This is a genomic window from Serratia sp. JKS296 (genome assembly GCF_900215445.1).
Lineage (GTDB): Bacteria > Pseudomonadota > Gammaproteobacteria > Enterobacterales > Enterobacteriaceae > Serratia > Serratia marcescens.
The window spans coordinates 4,838,965-4,857,974 of the sequence record NZ_OCMX01000001.1 but is presented as its reverse complement, the minus strand read 5'-3'; the positions used below and the strand labels follow the sequence as shown (position 1 = coordinate 4,857,974).

The window sequence follows — 19,010 nt, the reverse complement described above, 5'->3', positions numbered from 1 at the left end:
ATTCGAAAAACCTGCTTTTTTAAAGCAGGTTTTTTTTCGCCCGTCGTTTATGAGGATGAGCACCTCCGCAGGAGGTTCGAGCCTCGCGAAGCGAGACAACGTTGCTTTAGCAACGGCCCGCAGGGCGCGCATCAACGATGCGCGTAATCCTCTCTCGCCGACCACCATTCGAAAAACCTGCTTTTTAAAGCAGGTTTTTTTTCGCCCGTCGTTTAGGCGGCTTTGCCTACGACGAAGTCAAAATGGATTTCGTCATAGGGGAAAATCACGCCTTGTTCACCTCTATCGACGATGCCACAGCCTAACAGCGACTGCAGATCGGTATGCACCGCTTTCACATCGCGCTTCACTCGGCGCGCGATTTCCCGAATGGAAAGTTCGCCGGCGCCGGTCATGGTATGCAAGATATGCATTTTCTTGGGTGATAAGGTTTTCCACAGACTCTCCCAATCCAGGAATGTGATGTATTGCCCTTGAGCGCTTTGATGACCTGTTGTGGCTTCCTTCAGTGCAAGTTTCATTTCTTCGACTGAAGCGACCCGAATAGTGACTGTGTTCATCATGACTCCTCTGTAAGCTGCATAACCTCGCGCCAGAAACTGTCGAGCAAGGCATCAATGGTCGTGAAATTAAGCGGCTCTTCTTTTCCATCGATATGTTTGTGATCGCCTTTACCCGCTTCATTGTCATAGCGCAGTCGACAAATGCCGTCTATTTACATAAGCAAATCGGTATTTATAACAGTGGCCGCTGGCCCTGACGGGCGGCACCACCCGCCAAATGACGAGCGGCGCAAATGCTGCAGGCGCCAGAGGTATCCTGTCTTGGTAGATTAGCTGCGAAGGCATGCCCTTTCCTTAAGTGTTGTTCACATTACCAACACCCTGACTGAAGAGTGTGGTGCAATACTGATAAATATTTATCTTTCCTTAATAGAAAATTCACTATCCTTATTTGTCATGCTTTCTTTTATTTATATTAAAATAAATTCACGCTTGCTGAATAAAACCCAGTTGATAGCGCTCTTGTTTTTGCGCCTTTTTTATTTATAGTCTGAATGTACGCGGTGGGAATGATTATTTCGCCACGTGGAAAGACGCTGTTGTTATTCATTGATTTTAACCTTCGCGGATTATTGCGGAATTTTTTCGCTTCGGCAATGCATCGCGACGATTAACTCTTTTATGTTTATCCTCTCGGAATAAAGGAATCAGTTATGCGCAAATTTAATAAACCGCTGTTGGCGCTGTTGATCGGCAGCACGCTGTGTTCCGCGGCGCAGGCCGCCGCGCCGGGCAAGCCGACCATCGCCTGGGGCAACACCAAGTTCGCCATTGTTGAAGTTGACCAGGCGGCTACCGCTTATAATAATTTGGTGAAGGTAAAAAATGCCGCCGATGTTTCGGTCTCCTGGAATTTATGGAATGGCGACACCGGCACGACGGCAAAAGTTTTATTAAATGGTAAAGAGGCGTGGAGTGGTCCTTCAACCGGATCTTCCGGTACGGCGAATTTTAAAGTGAATAAAGGCGGCCGTTATCAAATGCAGGTGGCATTGTGCAATGCCGACGGCTGCACCGCCAGTGACGCCACCGAAATTGTGGTGGCCGACACCGACGGCAGCCATTTGGCGCCGTTGAAAGAGCCGCTGCTGGAAAAGAATAAACCGTATAAACAGAACTCCGGCAAAGTGGTCGGTTCTTATTTCGTCGAGTGGGGCGTTTACGGGCGCAATTTCACCGTCGACAAGATCCCGGCGCAAAACCTGACCCACCTGCTGTACGGCTTTATCCCGATCTGCGGCGGCAATGGCATCAACGACAGCCTGAAAGAGATTGAAGGCAGCTTCCAGGCGTTACAGCGCTCCTGCCAGGGCCGCGAGGACTTCAAAGTCTCGATCCACGATCCGTTCGCCGCGCTGCAAAAAGCGCAGAAGGGCGTGACCGCCTGGGATGACCCCTACAAGGGCAACTTCGGCCAGCTGATGGCGCTGAAGCAGGCGCATCCTGACCTGAAAATCCTGCCGTCGATCGGCGGCTGGACGCTGTCCGACCCGTTCTTCTTCATGGGCGACAAGGTGAAGCGCGATCGCTTCGTCGGTTCGGTGAAAGAGTTCCTGCAGACCTGGAAGTTCTTCGACGGCGTGGATATCGACTGGGAGTTCCCGGGCGGCAAAGGCGCCAACCCTAACCTGGGCAGCCCGCAAGACGGGGAAACCTATGTGCTGCTGATGAAGGAGCTGCGGGCGATGCTGGATCAGCTGTCGGCGGAAACCGGCCGCAAGTATGAGCTGACCTCCGCCATCAGCGCCGGTAAGGACAAGATCGACAAGGTGGCTTACAACGTTGCGCAGAACTCGATGGATCACATCTTCCTGATGAGCTACGACTTCTATGGCGCCTTCGATCTGAAGAACCTGGGGCATCAGACCGCGCTGAATGCGCCGGCCTGGAAACCGGACACCGCCTACACCACGGTGAACGGCGTCAATGCGCTGCTGGCGCAGGGCGTCAAGCCGGGCAAAATCGTGGTCGGCACCGCCATGTATGGCCGCGGCTGGACCGGGGTGAACGGCTACCAGAACAATATTCCGTTCACCGGCACCGCCACCGGGCCGGTTAAAGGCACCTGGGAGAACGGTATCGTGGACTACCGCCAAATCGCCGGCCAGTTCATGAGCGGCGAGTGGCAGTATACCTACGACGCCACGGCGGAAGCGCCTTACGTGTTCAAACCTTCCACCGGCGATCTGATCACCTTCGACGATGCCCGCTCGGTGCAGGCCAAAGGCAAGTACGTGTTGGATAAGCAGCTGGGCGGCCTGTTCTCCTGGGAGATCGACGCGGATAACGGCGATATTCTCAACAGCATGAACGCCAGCCTGGGCAACAGCGCCGGCGTTCAATAATCGGTTGCAGTGCGTTGCCGGGGGATATCCTTTCGCCCCCGGCTTTTTCGCCGCCGAAAGTTTTTTTACGCCGCACAGATTGTGGGCCTGCCCGGAGCAAAACGCGCTCATCGGACTCACCCTTTTGGGTAATCCTTCAGCATTTCCTCCTGTCTTTAACGGCGATCACAAAAATAACCGTTCAGATATTCATCATTCAGCAACAAAGTTTTGGCGTTTTTTAACGGAGTTAAAAACCAGTAAGTTTGTGAGGGTCAGACCAATGCGCTAAAAATGTCCGCTTAGCATAAATTTTCATGCTGGAACTGTTAACAAAAGGTTTTTTTTATGTTTGTTTGCTGTTTCTCACAGTCTGCGTAAATCCCCACTGGTTATATTGACGACACCCCAAACAGTTGGCAACTTGATAGCCTCAGGGGTAAGAGCGAGAGTTGTTTGAGTGAATTCCACGCGCTCAGACGTCCCCGCCGCGATGCGTTCCATCCGGCATTCTCTCCTCGTACGCCTTCTGCCTTCGGGCGCCGATCGCACAGGCCACGCAATAAAAAATACAGGCCTGGCGGCAATTACACACATCACATCACACAATGGAGCACTAACGATGACACGTTCCTTGGGTAAATCGGGGATTCTGAAATTCGGTATTGGGCTGATCGCGCTGACCGTGGCGGCCAGCGTACAGGCCAAGACGTTGGTTTACTGTTCTGAAGGTTCCCCGGAAGGGTTCAACCCGCAGCTGTTTACCTCCGGCACCACCTATGACGCCAGCTCGGTACCGATCTACAACCGGCTGGTCGAATTCAAGACCGGCACCACCGAACTGCAGCCGGGCCTGGCTGAGAAGTGGGACGTCAGCGAAGACGGCAAAACCTACACCTTCCACCTGCGCAAAGGCGTGAAGTGGCAGAGCAGCAAAGACTTCAAACCGACGCGCGATTTCAACGCCGACGACGTGGTGTTCTCCTTTGAACGCCAGTTGGATGCGAACAACGCCTATCACAAAGTGTCCGGCGGCAGTTACGAATACTTTGAAGGCATGGACATGCCGAAGCTGATCGCCAAGATCGAAAAAGTGGACGACAACACCGTGCGCTTCGTGCTGAACCGCCCGGAGGCGCCGTTCCTGGCTGACCTGGGCATGGACTTCGCGTCCATTCTGTCCGCCGAATACGCTGACGTGATGATGAAAGCCGGCACGCCGGAGAAAGTCGATCTGAACCCGATCGGCACCGGCCCATTCCAGCTGCTGCAATACCAGAAAGACTCCAAGATCCTGTACAAGGCGTTCGACGGTTTCTGGGGCACCAAGCCGAAGATCGATCGCCTGGTGTTTTCCATCACGCCTGACGCCTCCGTGCGCTACGCCAAACTGCAGAAAAACGAATGCCAGGTAATGCCGTACCCGAATCCGGCCGACATCGCCCGCATGAAACAAGACAAAGCCATCAACCTGCTGGAGAAACCGGGGCTGAACGTGGGCTATCTGTCGTTCAACACCGAGAAAAAACCGCTGGATAACGTGAAGGTGCGCCAGGCGTTGACCATGGCGGTCAACAAACAGGCGATCATCGACGCGGTTTATCAGGGCGCGGGTCAGGCGGCCAAGAACCTGATCCCGCCGACCATGTGGGGCTATAACGACGCGGTGCAGGATTACGCTTACGATCCGGCCAAGGCGAAAGAGCTGCTGAAAGAAGCGGGCATGGCCGACGGTTTCAGCATCGACATGTGGGCAATGCCGGTGCAACGTCCATACAACCCGAACGCGCGCCGCATGGCGGAAATGATCCAGGCCGACTGGGCCAAGATCGGCGTGAAAGCCAAAATCGTCACTTATGAGTGGGGTGAATACCTCAAGCGCGCCAAAGCGGGCGAGCACCAGACGGTGATGATGGGCTGGACCGGCGACAACGGGGATCCGGACAACTTCTTCGCCACGCTGTTCAGCTGCGCGGCGGCGAAAGACGGCTCCAACTACTCCCGCTGGTGCTACAAGCCGTTTGAAGATCTGATTCAACCGGCGCGCGCCGAATCCAACCACGACAAGCGCATCGAACTGTACAAGCAGGCGCAGGTGGTGATGCACGATCAGGCTCCGGCGCTGATTGTCGCACACTCCACCGTGTACGAGCCTGTGCGTAAGGAAGTGAAAGGCTACGTCGTGGATCCGCTCGGTAAGCATCACTTCGAGAATGTCTCTGTAGACTGATTTCGACCGCTTTACCGGAGACGCACGAATGGACTTGCAGGGGCGCAACAGGTTTGCGCCCCTGCTGACCAGTCTCCGGCGTATGGCCGTCGAATCGTTCAAAGGCATGTGAGCGTTAATAAGCCTGGCGGACGATGAGCTGCCGGGCATTGATACAGAGAGTTCGGGATATGTTGCAGTTCATACTCCGACGTTTGGGGTTAGTTATCCCAACGTTTATCGGCATTACATTGCTGACTTTTGCATTCGTCCATATGATCCCCGGCGACCCGGTGACCATCATGGCTGGGGAACGCGGTATCTCCGCCGAGCGCCACGCGCAGCTGATGGCGGAAATGGGGCTGGACAAGCCGCTCTATCAACAATATTTCTCCTACGTGTCCAACGTGCTGCACGGCGATCTGGGCACCTCGCTTAAAAGCCGCATCTCCGTCTGGAGCGAGTTCGTTCCGCGCTTTCAGGCTACGCTGGAGCTGGGCATTTGCGCGATGATCTTCGCGGTGCTGGTGGGCATCCCGGTCGGGGTGCTGGCGGCGGTCAAACGCGGCTCGATCTTCGACCACACCGCGGTGGGCATCTCGCTGACCGGCTATTCGATGCCGATTTTCTGGTGGGGCATGATGCTGATCATGCTGGTGTCGGTGCAGCTTAACCTGACGCCGGTGTCGGGGCGCATCAGCGACACGGTATTCCTCGACGACAGCCAGCCGCTGACCGGCTTCATGCTGATAGACACCCTGATCTGGGGCGAGCCGGGCGACTTCGTCGACGCGGTGATGCACATGATCCTGCCGGCCATCGTACTGGGCACCATCCCGCTGGCGGTGATCGTGCGCATGACCCGTTCCTCGATGCTTGAAGTGTTGGGCGAAGACTATATCCGCACCGCGCGCGCCAAGGGCGTGAGCCGCATGCGAGTGATCGTCGTCCACGCGCTGCGCAACGCGCTGCTGCCGGTGGTGACGGTGATCGGGCTGCAGGTCGGCACCATGCTGGCCGGCGCCATTCTGACCGAAACCATCTTCTCCTGGCCGGGGCTGGGCCGCTGGCTGATCGACGCGCTGCAGCGCCGCGATTACCCGGTGGTGCAGGGCGGGGTGTTGCTGGTCGCCTGTATGATCATTCTGGTTAACCTGCTGGTAGACGTGCTCTACGGCGTGGTCAACCCGCGTATTCGCCACAAGAAATAAGGGGCGCTCTCATGTCTCAAATCACTGAGTCTGCAGTTAAAGGTGCGCCGAAGCCGATGACCCCGTTTCAGGAGTTTTGGCACTATTTCAAGCGCAATAAAGGGGCCGTGGTCGGCCTAGTGTATATCGTTCTGATGCTGGTGATAGCGCTCGGCGCCGGCGTGCTGGCGCCGCATGCGCCGGCGGACCAGTTCCGCGACGCGCTGCTCAAGCCGCCGGTGTGGCAAGAAGGCGGCAGCTGGCAATATATCCTCGGCACCGACGACGTGGGCCGCGACGTGCTGTCGCGCCTGATGTACGGCGCACGGCTGTCGCTGTTGGTCGGCTGCCTGGTGGTGGTGCTGTCGCTGATCATGGGCGTGATATTCGGCCTGCTGGCCGGTTATTTCGGCGGCGTGGTGGACGCGATTATCATGCGCATCGTCGACATCATGCTGGCTTTGCCGAGCCTGTTGCTGGCGCTGGTGCTGGTGGCGGTATTCGGGCCGTCGATCGTCAACGCCTCGCTGGCGCTGACCTTCGTCGCCCTGCCGCACTATGTGCGTCTGACGCGCGCGGCGGTGCTGGTGGAGGTCAACCGCGACTACGTCACCGCTTCGCGGGTGGCGGGCGCCGGCGCGCTGCGCCAGATGTTCGTCAATATTCTGCCTAACTGCCTGGCGCCTTTGATCGTGCAGGCTTCTCTCGGTTTCTCGAACGCCATTCTGGATATGGCCGCTCTCGGCTTTCTGGGCATGGGCGCGCAGCCGCCGACGCCGGAGTGGGGCACCATGCTCTCCGACGTGCTGCAGTTCGCGCAAAGCGCCTGGTGGGTGGTGACCTTCCCCGGCGTGGCGATCCTGCTGACGGTGCTGGCATTCAACCTGATGGGGGACGGTTTGCGTGACGCTCTCGACCCCAAACTCAAGCAGTAACAGAGGACGAGAGAGATGGCGTTATTGAATGTAGACAAGCTTTCGGTGCACTTCGGTGACGAAGGCACCCCGTTCCGCGCGGTAGACCGCATCAGTTACAGCGTGGAGCAAGGTCAGGTGGTCGGCATCGTCGGTGAATCCGGCTCCGGCAAATCCGTCAGCTCGCTGGCGATCATGGGCCTGATCGATTTCCCCGGCAAGGTGATGGCCGACAAGCTGGAGTTCAACGGCCAGGATCTGCGCAAGATCTCCGAAAAAGAGCGCCGCCAGCTGGTGGGCTCCGAAGTGGCGATGATCTTCCAGGATCCGATGACCAGCCTGAACCCGTGCTATACCGTCGGTTACCAAATCATGGAGGCGCTGAAGGTGCATCAGGGCGGCAATCGCCGCACTCGCCGCCAGCGCGCTATCGACCTGCTGACCCAGGTGGGCATCCCCGATCCGGCTTCGCGGCTGGACGTATACCCGCACCAGCTTTCCGGCGGCATGAGCCAGCGCGTGATGATCGCCATGGCCATCGCCTGTCGGCCGAAGCTGCTGATCGCCGACGAGCCGACGACCGCGCTCGACGTGACTATCCAGGCGCAGATCATCGAACTGCTGCTGGACCTGCAACAGCGCGAAAACATGGCGCTGCTGCTGATCACTCACGATCTGGCGCTGGTGGCGGAAGCGGCGCATCACATCATCGTGATGTACGCCGGCCAGGTGGTGGAATCCGGCAAGGCGGCGGAGATTTTCCGCGCGCCGCGCCACCCGTACACTCAGGCGCTGCTGCGCGCGCTGCCGGAGTTCGCCGCCGACAAGGCGCGGCTGGCTTCGCTGCCGGGCGTGGTGCCGGGCAAATACGATCGCCCGACCGGTTGCCTGCTCAACCCGCGTTGTCCGTACGCCAACGAGCGCTGCCGTAACGAGGAGCCGGAACTGCGCAGCATTCCCGGCCGTCAGGTTAAATGTCACACACCGCTGGATGATGCGGGGAGGCCGACCGTATGAGCCAGAATCAACCTTTATTGCAGGCGATTGACCTGAAGAAGCATTACCCGGTGAAAAAGGGTCTGTTCGCGCCGGAGCGGCTGGTCAAGGCGCTCGACGGCGTGTCCTTCACCCTGGAGCGCGGCAAAACGCTGGCGGTGGTCGGTGAGTCGGGCTGCGGCAAATCAACGCTCGGCCGCCTGCTGACGATGATTGAAGTGCCGACCGGCGGCGAGTTGTATTACCAGGGGCAGGATCTGCTGAAGCCGGACGTCTCGGCCGAGAAACTGCGGCGGCAGAAGATCCAAATCGTGTTCCAGAATCCTTACGGATCGCTCAACCCCCGCAAGAAGGTCGGGCAGATCCTCGAGGAGCCGCTGTTGATCAACACGTCGTTCAGCGCCGCCGAACGGCGGGAAAAAGCGCTGGAGATGATGGCGAAGGTCGGCCTGAAGACCGAGCATTACGACCGCTACCCGCACATGTTCTCCGGCGGCCAGCGCCAGCGTATCGCCATCGCCCGCGGGCTGATGTTGAATCCGGACGTGGTGATCGCCGATGAACCGGTGTCGGCATTGGACGTGTCGGTGCGCGCTCAGGTGCTGAACCTGATGATGGATCTGCAGCAGGAGCTGGGGCTGTCCTATGTGTTCATCTCGCACGATCTGTCGGTGGTGGAACACATCGCCGACGAGGTGATGGTGATGTACCTCGGCCGCTGCGTGGAAAAGGGCAGCAAAGAGGCGATCTTCAATAACCCGCGTCATCCGTACACCCAGGCGCTGCTGTCGGCGACGCCGCGGTTGAACCCGGATATGCGCCGCGAGCGTATCAAGCTGACCGGCGAACTGCCCAGCCCGATGAATCCGCCGCCGGGCTGTGCGTTCAATGCCCGCTGCCGCCGCGCTTTCGGCACCTGCGTGCAGCTGCAGCCGCAGCTCAAACAGTACGGTGAGCAGATGGTGGCCTGCTTTGCGGTCGATCAGGACGAACATCCGGGGGCGTAAAGCGTCGAACGTCATCGCTTAAATTCACGCCGGCATCACGCCGGCGTTTTTTATTACTCAATCAAAGGGTTAATAATTAGAAAACTACCACAGTCCGCCATTTTAATTACCTCACTAATTAAATTCTTATAAGAGTTATTTTTCTAAGAATCTTCGTATGTTAATGGTTGTCGAATAATTGAATTTAACGAATTGTTATTAATAACGTAAGGTTGGCCGATAAGCTTCGCTATATCTATTATAAAAGCCCTAATAAAAAAGCGCGCCGGCGGCGCGCTTTAGGTTGATGAGGCCGCGCTTATTGCGGATAAGGCACCCAGTCGCCGCCGTTCAGGCGAATGTAAGGTTTCCCCTGATATTGCATCACGATGGCGTTGTCGTTTTCAGAGATGACCGGGGTCTGCGGCAGCCCCTGTGTCAGTGTCTGCCAATCGACGCTGGATTCGCTGAAGACCTTGCCGCCCACCAGGCGCGACACCAGTTCAGACAGCGCCAGATAGCTGCTCGGCGTTTTGATTTGCAGCGGGCCGCCCTGATGCGGCGCCTTCATGCCCACCAGTTTGATGCCGACCGGCGTATGGGTAATGTTCGGGCTCGGGATGTCGCGCAGGCCGGACATCTGCATCTTGTCGCCCACCAACGCCGCGCCGTGTTCCGGCACGATCACCACCACCACTTTGCGGCCGGATTTCTCCAGCTGATCGAGGAAAGTGTTCAACTGATCGAACAGCTTCTGCGCGCGCGGCTGGTAGTCGGCGCTTTTGTTGGAGCCGACGAAGCGGTTGCCGTCGTGCAGCGGGATGACGTTGAAGAAGGTGGCGGTGCGGCCGTCACCGCCTTTTTGCTGCTGATCCAGCCAGCGGGTCAGCAATTCGAGATCGTTATAAATCGGCTCACCGTCGAACGACGTCAGCTCGTTGCCGACGCCGGCCTGCGACATCAGCGGCGCCTGCATGCCGCCCTGTTCACGCAGTTCTTTCAGGAAGTTGCCGAACACCCCGGAGTGATCGAGCATCAGCTGTTCCTTGAAGCCGAGCTTCGCCAGGTTGTCGAACAGGTAACACTGCTGGTTCACCGGCTGATACAGATCGTGATGCGAAAGCTGGCCGCAGCTGGCGCGCAGCAGGCGGATGGCCGCCGGGCCGCTGTAGGCGGTGGCCGAGTTGAAGTTGTCGAACATGATGTCCATTTTCGACCACAGCGGATGATTCTGCAGGTTGACCGCGTCCATATCGGCCCAGGCCAGCGAACAGATGTTGATCACCAGCAGATCGAACGGCTGGGCGTCGGCGGGCAAGGCGGCCGGGAATGCGGTGGCGCGGCCTTTTTCCCGCTCGTAGAACTGGTTCAGGTAGGCCGTCAGGTTGGCGCTGGTCGGCGGCAGGCTGTCTGCCGGCGCCGCGTCCCCCGCCGCCGGCGCTGATGTGGCCGGGGTATTGGCGCCGCCGGCGGCCGCCGTGGAAGCGGCGGGCAGCAGTGAAACCGCCGGCCCGGCGATGTTGACGATATTGAGCCACGCCAGCGCCGCCACGGTGAACACCGTGACGCGCACCCACTGTGCGACGAACAGGTAGGCGATAAACAGCACGAAGGCCGCGCCGATCATCTGCCAGTTGATAAAGCGGTTGATCAGCTCCAGCAGATACTGGGCGCTGAAGCCGGCCAGCTGTGAGCCCTGGCTGAGGATGCTGTTGATGCCCGGCAGCCAGGTGTCGTGGTAGAACAAGGCGATGCCGATCGGGATGGCGAGGTAATGGCGCCAGCGATGCAGGCGTTGCGAAGGGATCGGCATCAGCAGAAACGCCATGAACACCAGGTTCGGCAGCGCGTGGAAATTCAGGTAGCCGAACCACAGCAGGGCGAATTTAGCCAGAAAGTAGAGGTTCCAGCCACCCAGCCCGCGCCAGTAGCGCCACAGAGCGTTATCGGATTGCGTATTCGAGTTTCGAGTCATGGCTGCTTCTTACGTTTAATCTGGGAGGAGGAGCCTGTGCGCACCCATAAACCGGCGGATTTCAAATAGCGCGGCGATAACAACAGGTTTTGCCAGTATTGACGCAAATGCGGAAAACGCCGGTGAAAGGCGTAGCCCAGCGGAATGAAGATCAGCGCGCACAGCAGGATCAGTTGCACGATGTCGTTAAGGTTCAGCATGCGGTTCCTCCTGCGGGCCAAGCGGCAGCGTGAAGGCGACCGGCTGCCGCCGTTCCGCGGGCACCTCGGCCGCCGCCACGCGAGGGCGCGGCGCGGCGCCCGCGGGGCCGGTGGCCGAAATCTGCCAGCGTCCCTGGGCCATGCGTTTGATTTCCGAAATGATATCGACGTCCTGGTGCCACACCACCCGGTTGCTGAAGGCTTCATCCACCGGCAGGCGGAAGATGAACTTCAGCGCGGTATCCAGATCGTTGATGCGGCAGGTGGAAAGGAACAGCACCAGCCGCCCTTGCACCACGGTCATCACGTCGCCGAACCGCCGCAGGTGGCACAGGGTCATCGCCTGTTCGGCGCGCAGACCGGTGGCCGGGCGCAGCGCCACCATCACGCCTTTGCCATCCTCGGGCAGCAGCGTGTTGCCCATCAGCGAAAGCACCGCCTGGCTGAACGCTTCCGGCCGCATGTAGCCTTTGAGCTGCAGCGGACGCAGCCCGGCCAGCAGCGCATCGATGTCGGCGGGCACATGCCGTGAGAAGCGTTGCCCCTGGATGCCCTCGAGCATGGTCAGAAAACGCGACAGCGGCGCGACGTGTGGCACGATCAGGTTGGCGCCGCAGGCCAGCAGCAGCCGTTCGTCGCTGTAGCGCAGGCTGGCGCTCATCTCGCGCACCGCGATTTTCAGGCCGTTGCCGCGGCTGCGGCGCAGGGTGTGGATCTGGTGCGCCAGATGATCGATTTGGTCGCTTTGATACAACGCGAAAATCAACGTCGCCGAGAGTCTCAGCATGCCGTGCTGCGCCAGTTCATCGTTGCTCTCCAGCAGCTGCCAGTTGGCGGACAGCGGCGGCGCGCCTTCGAGGATGCTGCGCTCGGCCAGATACTGGCTTTCGTCGCTGCGCAAGGCGGTGGGGGAGGGTTGGCTATTTTCATCCTCGCCCTGCCAGCCACCTTCCGCCGCATACAAGGTCAGCAGCTGATTGGCGTTGATGCCGTTTTCGGTGCTCCACCAGTTCACCAGGTATTGCGCGCTGTCCTGCTGCCATTGCAGGCTGGACAGGCCGTTCAGGATGCGGTGCTGTGCGCTGAGCTGCCCTTTGAGCTTATTGATGCCGCCGCCGTGGCTGAGGATCAACAGCGTACAGTCCTGCCGCCGCAGCCAGGCGGCGAGGGTGCGCGTCCACTCGCGCAGCTCTTCGGTGGTGAAGGTTTGCCACAGGCTGGCGTGGGCCAGCAGGATAAGTAAGCGATTTTGCGGCCTCAGAGCGCGCATCAGATCGTCGTTCAACTGTGTCAGCGCAGCTTTTTTCTCCGGTAATTGATACAGCGGCAGCTTCTGCAACGCGGGCGCAGCCAGCTCGGCCAGCAGGCGCTCGGGTTTGTCTCCGCTGCAGATCAGGGCGACTTTGTGGGTGGCCGGTTGAGCGGCGATGGCCTGGCGACACAGCAGCGCGGCGTCGCTTTGCCTGTCGATATTGATCCAATAAAGCCCGGGGGCCTGCATCACCGACAGCTCTTCCCAAATCTGCCGAATGCCTAGAGAAAAAGAGTGCGCCATAGGATGTGTTCTACTTTCGTTGAAAGCCGACTAAAGGCGTTTATATTTAAAGATAGCCATTTTTACGCTGGCAATAATAAATCTCCGACGCTCTTCAACAATATTTGTTGAGAATCATCTTATTGCCTGTCTCTTTTTGTATCGTTGCTATAGTTAATTAACATAGCCTATTTTCGCCAAGGCGGAAGAATGAATAACGCATCCATCCATTTTCGTGCAGCGGCGCCTGGGGAGAGCCAGGATGACCTGCAGGCGCTCAGTCAGGCTTTTTCATTGCCGAAATTACGCTATGTCGATATTTCACGGCAGGAGCGGTTAACGCAAATGATGACGCGCTGGCCACTGTTGGCCGAATTGGCGCAGACCACGGGGAGCCACTGATCTATGCCGGTGCTCGCGCTGCAAGGGTTGCGGGGTGGAATGGGGACGACCTCGGTCACGGCGGCGCTCGCCTGGGCGTTGCAGCAACTGGGCGAGTCGGTGCTGGCGATCGACTTCACGCCGGATAATCTGCTGCGCTTGCATTTCAACACGCCGTTCGAGCTGGCGCGCGGCTGGGCCCGCGCAGAGCAGGATGGCGGCGCTTGGCAGGAAGGTGCGCTGCGTTATTGTGAAAACCTCGACTTTCTGCCTTTTGGCCGCCTGAATGGGGCGGAAAGGCTGGAAGTGCAGCGCCAGTGTCGTCAACAGCCGGAACGCTGGCGCGACAACCTGCGCCAACTGATCGCCGGCGATCCGCAGCGCTGGATCCTGCTGGATGTCCCGGTCGGGGACGGCGTGTTGGCGCAGCAGGCGCTGCAGCTTGCCGACAGCGTGTTCGTGCTGTTGAACCCCGACGCCAACTGTCAGGTGCGGCTCCATCAACAGACGCTGCCGAATGACTGCCGTTTCCTGGTCAATCACTACTCCTCCGCCAGCCAGCTGCAGCAGGATCTGCATCAGCTGTGGCTGCAAACCCTGAGCGGCCTGCTGCCGGTGGTGATCCACCGCGACGAAGCGTTGGCGGAAGCGCTGGCGGTCAAACAGCCGTTGGGCGAGTATCGCCCCGAGAGCCTGGCGGCGGATGAAGTGCTGACGCTGGCCAACTGGTGCCTGATCAACCTCAAACGGGGCGTTGCGCCATGAGCCGGGTGCTGAGCCTGCTGCTGGTGCCGCCGGTGCGTCAGGCGGTACAGGCGCGCTACCGCGGCTATCGCCGCAACGGCGCGTCGGCGCTGACCGCCTTTTTCGCCACGCTGCTGGCAGCGCTGGGGTGGATGCTGCTGCGCTTCGAGTCACCGGCCTGGCAGCGCGTGCGCGTCGGCCGCGCTTACTGGTTCCCGCATCTGTCCGCCGAACGCCCGCGCCCGGCGGATGCGCTGCGCTATCTGCTGCAGGGTCTGTGGCTGCTGCTGTTTCGCAGCGGCCGCACGCCGGTGCCGCGCGACTATTTCGCCGGGTGGCGGCGGCTGCAGCAGCGCTACGCCGATTGGCTGCAGAGCCTGCCGCAACGGCTGAAAAACGCCGGCGTGGAACAGCGTTCGGTAGAGCGCCTCGGCCGCATGAACCGCGGCATGCGACGCGCGCTGTTTATTCTGGTCGGCGTGTTGGCGGCGATCCTCGCCATGCTGTGCATCTCGCAACCGTTCGATCTGTCGGCGCAGTTCGTGTTCGTCGTGCTGCTGTGGGGGATCGCGATGGTGGTGCGCCGGGTGCCGGGGCGTTTGCCTGCGCTGATGCTGATCGTGCTGTCGCTGACCGTTTCCTGTCGTTACCTGTGGTGGCGTTATACCGCCACGCTGAACTGGGACGACCCGCTCAGCCTGGTGTGCGGCCTGTTGCTGCTGGTGGCGGAAACCTACGCCTGGGTGGTACTGGTGCTGGGCTATTTCCAGACCGTCTGGCCGCTTAACCGCCAGCCGGTGCCGTTGCCCGCTGACAGCGCCACCTGGCCGACCATCGATCTGATGGTGCCGACCTACAACGAAGATCTCGGGGTGGTGAAGCCCACCATCTATGCGGCGTTGGGCATCGACTGGCCGAAAGAGAAAGTGAACATCTATATCCTCGACGACGGCAATCGCCCTGAATTCCGGGCGTTCGCCGCCGAAGTGGGGGTGAAATACATCGCCAGGCCGACCCACGAACACGCCAAGGCCGGCAACATCAACAATGCGCTGAAGCAGGCCACCGGCGAGTTCGTGGCGATTTTCGACTGCGACCACGTGCCGACGCGCTCCTTCCTGCAACTGACCATGGGCTGGTTCTTCAAAGACAAAAAGCTGGCGATGCTGCAGACCCCGCACCACTTTTTCTCGCCGGATCCGTTCGAGCGCAACCTCGGCCGCTTCCGCCAGACGCCCAACGAGGGCACCTTGTTCTACGGGCTGGTGCAGGACGGCAACGACATGTGGGACGCGACCTTCTTCTGCGGCTCTTGCGCCATCCTGCGCCGCAGCGCGCTGGATGAGATCGGCGGCATCGCGGTGGAAACCGTCACCGAAGACGCCCACACCTCGCTGCGCTTGCACCGGCGCGGACACACCTCGGCCTATATCCGCATTCCGCAGGCCGCCGGACTGGCGACCGAAAGCCTGTCGGCGCACATCGGCCAGCGCATTCGCTGGGCGCGCGGCATGGTGCAGATCTTCCGGCTCGACAACCCGCTGCTGGGCAAGGGGCTGAAACTGGCGCAGCGCCTGTGCTACGCCAACGCCATGCTGCACTTTCTGTCGGGCATTCCGCGGCTGATCTTCCTCACCGCGCCGCTGGCGTTTTTACTGCTGCATGCCTACATCATCTTCGCGCCGGCGCTGGCGATCGCGCTTTATGTGCTGCCGCACATGATCCACGCCAGCCTGACCAACTCGCGCATCCAGGGGAAATACCGCCATTCGTTCTGGAGCGAAATCTATGAAACGGTGCTGGCCTGGTATATCGCGCGGCCGACGACGGTGGCGCTGTTCAATCCGCACAAGGGCAAATTCAACGTGACCGCCAAGGGCGGGCTGGTGGAGGAGGAGCACGTCGACTGGGTGATCACCCGGCCTTACATGTTCCTGGTGGTCCTGAACCTGGCCGGGCTGGCGTTCGGCGCCTGGCGGCTGGCCTATGGCCCGACGGACGAGGTGATGACGGTGATCATCAGCCTGGTGTGGGTGCTGTACAACATGACCATTCTCGGCGGCGCGGTGGCGGTGGCGGTGGAGGCCAAGCAGGTGCGTCAGGCGCATCGCGTGGAGATCGCCATGCCGGCGGCGATCGCGCGTGCCGATGGCCACCTCTACCCCTGCACGCTGCGCGATTACTCCGACGGCGGCGTGGGCATTGAGATGCGAGTGGAAAACGCGTTGAAAGACGGCGACAAGGCCTCGCTGCTGCTCAAGCGCGGCCAGCAGGAGTACAGCTTCCCCTGTGTGGTGACGCGCGCCTTCGGCAACAAGGTGGGGGTGCGTCTGGTCAGTCTCTCCACCCGTGAACACATCGATTTCATTCAGTGCACCTTCGCCCGCGCCGATACCTGGGCGCTGTGGCAGGACGGGTTCCCTGAAGACCGGCCGATCGAAAGCCTGCGCGACGTGCTGGCGTTGGGCTTCCGGGGCTATGTGCGCATGGCGGACTACGCGCCGCCGCTGGTGCGCGGTCTGCTGGTCGGGGTCACGTCGCTGACCGCCTGGGTCGTGTCGTTTATTCCGCGCGGCGTTGGCAGGGATCCGACCTTGGATCAACAAGAAACAGTGGGTTAGCTGCGAGTTCAACCGCCCGCTCACTCGCCCGGTGAACAGGCTCCAACATTGATGATGATACGATGACGCGAAAAATAACCTGGTTAACTGCTCTGGCCTTAGGCATCAGTACCCTGTCGCAGGCCGAAACCGCCACTGCGCCGACCGTGGCGGCTCAGCCGCCGATCGCCGCGGCGGCCGATACGGCGACCGCGCCACCGCCGGCCGCCGCGCCGCAGGATCCGAATGCGCCGGTGCGCGACGTATCGCTGCCGTTTGCGCAGATAGCGCCGCCGCCGGGCACCTTTGTTCTGCGCGGCACCCGGCCGGACGGACAGATCGAATTCGGCGTGCGCAGCGATGAGGTGGTCTCGCAGGCGATGCTCGATATGGAGTTTACGCCGTCGCCGGCGCTGATCCCGGTGGAGTCGCACGTCAAGGTCTATCTGAACGACGAACTGATGGGCGTGACCACCCTCGCCAAAGAGCAGCTGGGCAAGCCCAATCGCATCCAAATGGCGATCGATCCGCGCTATATCACCGATTTTAACCGCGTCAGGCTGGTGTTTGTCGGCCATTATCAGAACATCTGCGAAAACCCGGCCAGCACTTCGCTGTGGCTCGACGTCAGCAAGTCCAGCGCGCTGAAGCTGCGTTTCCAGACGCTGCCGGTGAAAAACGAGCTGTCGCACTTCCCTGAGCCGTTCTTCGACAGCCGCGATAATCGGCCGCTGACGCTGCCGATGGTATTCGTCGGCCAGCCTGATCTCGCCCAGCAGCGCGCGGCGGGCATTCTGGCCTCGTGGTTCGGCAGCAAGGCGCAGTGGCGCGGGCAATCCTTCCCGACGCTGTACAATGCGCTGCCGACGCAGCACGCGGTGGTGTTCGCCACCAACTCGCAGCGCCCGGATTTCCTGCGCGATTATCCGGCGGTCAACGGCCCGACGGTGGAGATGATCAGCCACCCCGACAATCCGTACGTCAAACTGCTGTTGATTCAGGGGCGTGACGACAACGATTTGATCACCGCGGTGAAGGGCATCGCGCAGGGTAACATCCTGTTCCGCGGCCAGAACGTGACGGTGGACAAGGTGGAACAGCTCGCGCCGCGCCAGCCTTACGACGCGCCGAACTGGGTGCGCACCGATCGGCCGATGACCTTCGCCGAGCTGCAGCAATATGCCGAACAGCTGCAAACCAGCGGCATCGAGCCCGGCCCGATTTCGCTGACCATGAACCTGCCGCCGGACCTGTTCCTGATCCGCAGCACCGGTATCGATATGCACCTGAAATACCGCTATACCGCGCCGCGCATTCAGGATGGTTCGCGGCTGAGCGTCAGCCTGAACAACCAGTTCGTGCAGGCTTACTCGCTGGTGCCGGAACACGAGCAGGGCGCGCAGCTGCTGCGCCTGCCGTTGACGCAGGGGCTGCTCGACTCCGACAAGAACGTCAGTATCCCGGCGTTGCGGCTGGGCGCCACCAACCAGCTGCGCTTTGACTTTGACTACACCACGCTGCTGGCCAGCGGCGCGGAAGGGCGCTGCGAAACCTACTCCTTCACGCAAAACCACGCGGTGATCGACGGCGCGTCTACCATCGATTTCTCCGGTTATCGCCACTTTATGGCGATGCCGGACTTGCGCGCCTTCGCCAACGCCGGCTTCCCGTTCAGCCGCCTGGCGGATCTGTCGCAAACGCTGGTGTTGGTGAACCAGAAACCGCAGCCGGCGCAGGTCAGCGCGCTGCTGAACGCGCTTGGCGTGATCGGCGCGCAAACCGGCTACCCGGCGCTGGCCTTTACGCTGAGCGACGACTGGTCGCAGGCCAAGGATCGTGACGACGATATTCTGATGGTCGGCACCATTCCGCCGGCGCTGCGCGACGACAAGAAAATCAGCCTGCTGGTGGACGCCACTCAAAGCTGGGTGAAGCAGCCGACGCGACAGCCGCCGCTGCCGAGCGCGGAATTGCTGGCGGAGGACGCCAAGCCGGACAGCAAGACCACCGTCAGTTCCGAGGGCGCGATGTCGGCGATCATCGGCGTGCAATCGCCGTTCAACGATCAGCGCAGCATCGTGGCGCTGCTGGCGGACAGCCCGCGCGGCTATGAGTTGCTGAACAATGCCCTGCTGGACAGCGGCAAGCGCGCCGCGGTGTTCGGCTCGGTGGCGGTGATCCGCGAATCGGGGGTCAACAGCTTGCGCGTCGGCGATGTTTACTATGTCGGCCACCTGCCGTGGTGGGAGCGGCTGTGGTATGCCCTTTCCACCCATCCGGTACTGCTGGCGGTGATCGCGGTGGTGCTGGTGGTGATCCTGGGGCTGATGCTGTGGCGCGGCCTGAAGGCCTTCAGCCGGCGTCGTCTGGCGCCTGAAGATCGGGATTGACGGC

Annotated in this window: 15 protein-coding genes and 1 other RNA gene; 11 read left to right on the top strand and 5 right to left on the bottom strand. The window is 60.3% G+C overall.

Going from position 1 to position 19,010, the window contains the following annotated elements:
• Positions 1-35 precede the first annotated feature (35 nt).
• Positions 36-164, top strand: a non-coding RNA gene (locus CRO23_RS23240) — RtT sRNA.
• 48 nt (positions 165-212) lie between these two features.
• Here CRO23_RS23240 and CRO23_RS23235 read toward each other — a convergent pair.
• Together CRO23_RS23235 and CRO23_RS25345 are read right to left on the bottom strand one after the other, a co-directional pair.
• Positions 213-560 carry an HVO_A0114 family putative DNA-binding protein gene (locus tag CRO23_RS23235; protein ID WP_028127802.1) on the bottom strand — a complete coding sequence of 116 codons (348 nt, stop codon included), beginning with the start codon at positions 558-560 and terminating at the stop codon, positions 213-215.
• Positions 560-655, bottom strand: a complete 96-nt coding sequence (locus CRO23_RS25345; RefSeq protein ID WP_255253525.1) for a hypothetical protein — start codon at positions 653-655, stop codon at positions 560-562. Before CRO23_RS25345 ends, CRO23_RS23235 begins: the two co-directional genes overlap by 1 nt.
• A 561-nt stretch (positions 656-1,216) precedes the next feature.
• Between CRO23_RS25345 and CRO23_RS23225 the strand changes: the two genes are divergently transcribed.
• The 6 genes from CRO23_RS23225 to dppF all read left to right on the top strand — a co-directional run bounded on the left by CRO23_RS23225 (position 1,217) and on the right by dppF (position 9,203).
• Positions 1,217-2,908: a glycosyl hydrolase family 18 protein gene (locus CRO23_RS23225; protein WP_049300325.1), complete on the top strand. Its 1,692-nt coding sequence runs from the start codon at positions 1,217-1,219 to the stop codon at positions 2,906-2,908.
• Positions 2,909-3,509: 601 nt separating this feature from the next.
• On the top strand, positions 3,510-5,117 hold the full coding sequence (dppA, locus tag CRO23_RS23220; RefSeq protein ID WP_033639032.1) for a dipeptide ABC transporter periplasmic-binding protein DppA: 1,608 nt from the start codon (positions 3,510-3,512) through the stop codon (positions 5,115-5,117).
• A 170-nt stretch (positions 5,118-5,287) separates the two neighbouring features.
• Positions 5,288-6,307, top strand: coding sequence for a dipeptide ABC transporter permease DppB (gene dppB / locus CRO23_RS23215; protein ID WP_033634229.1), 1,020 nt, complete (start codon positions 5,288-5,290; stop codon positions 6,305-6,307).
• An 11-nt stretch (positions 6,308-6,318) separates the two neighbouring features.
• A complete protein-coding gene (dppC, locus tag CRO23_RS23210; RefSeq protein ID WP_028127803.1) occupies positions 6,319-7,221 on the top strand; it encodes a dipeptide ABC transporter permease DppC in 903 nt (300 codons plus the stop codon).
• A gap of 15 nt (positions 7,222-7,236) precedes the next feature.
• Positions 7,237-8,217: a dipeptide ABC transporter ATP-binding protein gene (gene dppD / locus CRO23_RS23205; RefSeq protein ID WP_004934132.1), complete on the top strand. Its 981-nt coding sequence runs from the start codon at positions 7,237-7,239 to the stop codon at positions 8,215-8,217.
• On the top strand, positions 8,214-9,203 hold the full coding sequence (gene dppF / locus CRO23_RS23200; protein ID WP_016929525.1) for a dipeptide ABC transporter ATP-binding subunit DppF: 990 nt from the start codon (positions 8,214-8,216) through the stop codon (positions 9,201-9,203). Before dppD ends, dppF begins: the two co-directional genes overlap by 4 nt.
• Before the next feature lie 298 nt (positions 9,204-9,501).
• Here the strand turns inward: dppF and bcsG are convergent, their stop codons facing one another.
• The 3 genes from bcsG to bcsE are packed head-to-tail and all read right to left on the bottom strand — an operon-like array spanning position 9,502 to position 12,912.
• Complete coding sequence (gene bcsG, locus CRO23_RS23195; RefSeq protein WP_097103009.1) at positions 9,502-11,157, bottom strand: cellulose biosynthesis protein BcsG; 1,656 nt, start codon at positions 11,155-11,157, stop codon at positions 9,502-9,504.
• The gene (gene bcsF, locus CRO23_RS23190) at positions 11,154-11,357 is read right to left on the bottom strand and encodes a cellulose biosynthesis protein BcsF (RefSeq protein ID WP_004934139.1); all 204 of its coding nucleotides are present in this window, start codon (positions 11,355-11,357) and stop codon (positions 11,154-11,156) included. The genes bcsG and bcsF overlap by 4 nt, the downstream gene beginning before the upstream one ends.
• On the bottom strand, positions 11,344-12,912 hold the full coding sequence (gene bcsE, locus CRO23_RS23185; protein ID WP_049300322.1) for a cellulose biosynthesis protein BcsE: 1,569 nt from the start codon (positions 12,910-12,912) through the stop codon (positions 11,344-11,346). The genes bcsF and bcsE overlap by 14 nt, the downstream gene beginning before the upstream one ends.
• A 189-nt stretch (positions 12,913-13,101) precedes the next feature.
• Between bcsE and bcsR the strand changes: the two genes are divergently transcribed.
• From bcsR to bcsB, 4 genes are all read left to right on the top strand, one after another.
• Positions 13,102-13,293 (top strand): cellulose biosynthesis protein BcsR, encoded by a 192-nt coding sequence (gene bcsR, locus CRO23_RS23180; protein WP_016929521.1) that lies wholly within the window; start codon positions 13,102-13,104, stop codon positions 13,291-13,293.
• Positions 13,294-13,296: 3 nt separating this feature from the next.
• On the top strand, positions 13,297-14,037 hold the full coding sequence (gene bcsQ / locus CRO23_RS23175; RefSeq protein ID WP_028127819.1) for a cellulose biosynthesis protein BcsQ: 741 nt from the start codon (positions 13,297-13,299) through the stop codon (positions 14,035-14,037).
• Positions 14,034-16,637, top strand: a complete 2,604-nt coding sequence (gene bcsA / locus CRO23_RS23170) for a UDP-forming cellulose synthase catalytic subunit (RefSeq protein WP_097103007.1) — start codon at positions 14,034-14,036, stop codon at positions 16,635-16,637. Before bcsQ ends, bcsA begins: the two co-directional genes overlap by 4 nt.
• A 62-nt stretch (positions 16,638-16,699) precedes the next feature.
• On the top strand, positions 16,700-19,006 hold the full coding sequence (gene bcsB / locus CRO23_RS23165; RefSeq protein WP_097103006.1) for a cellulose biosynthesis cyclic di-GMP-binding regulatory protein BcsB: 2,307 nt from the start codon (positions 16,700-16,702) through the stop codon (positions 19,004-19,006).
• The last annotated feature ends 4 nt before the right edge of the window (positions 19,007-19,010 follow it).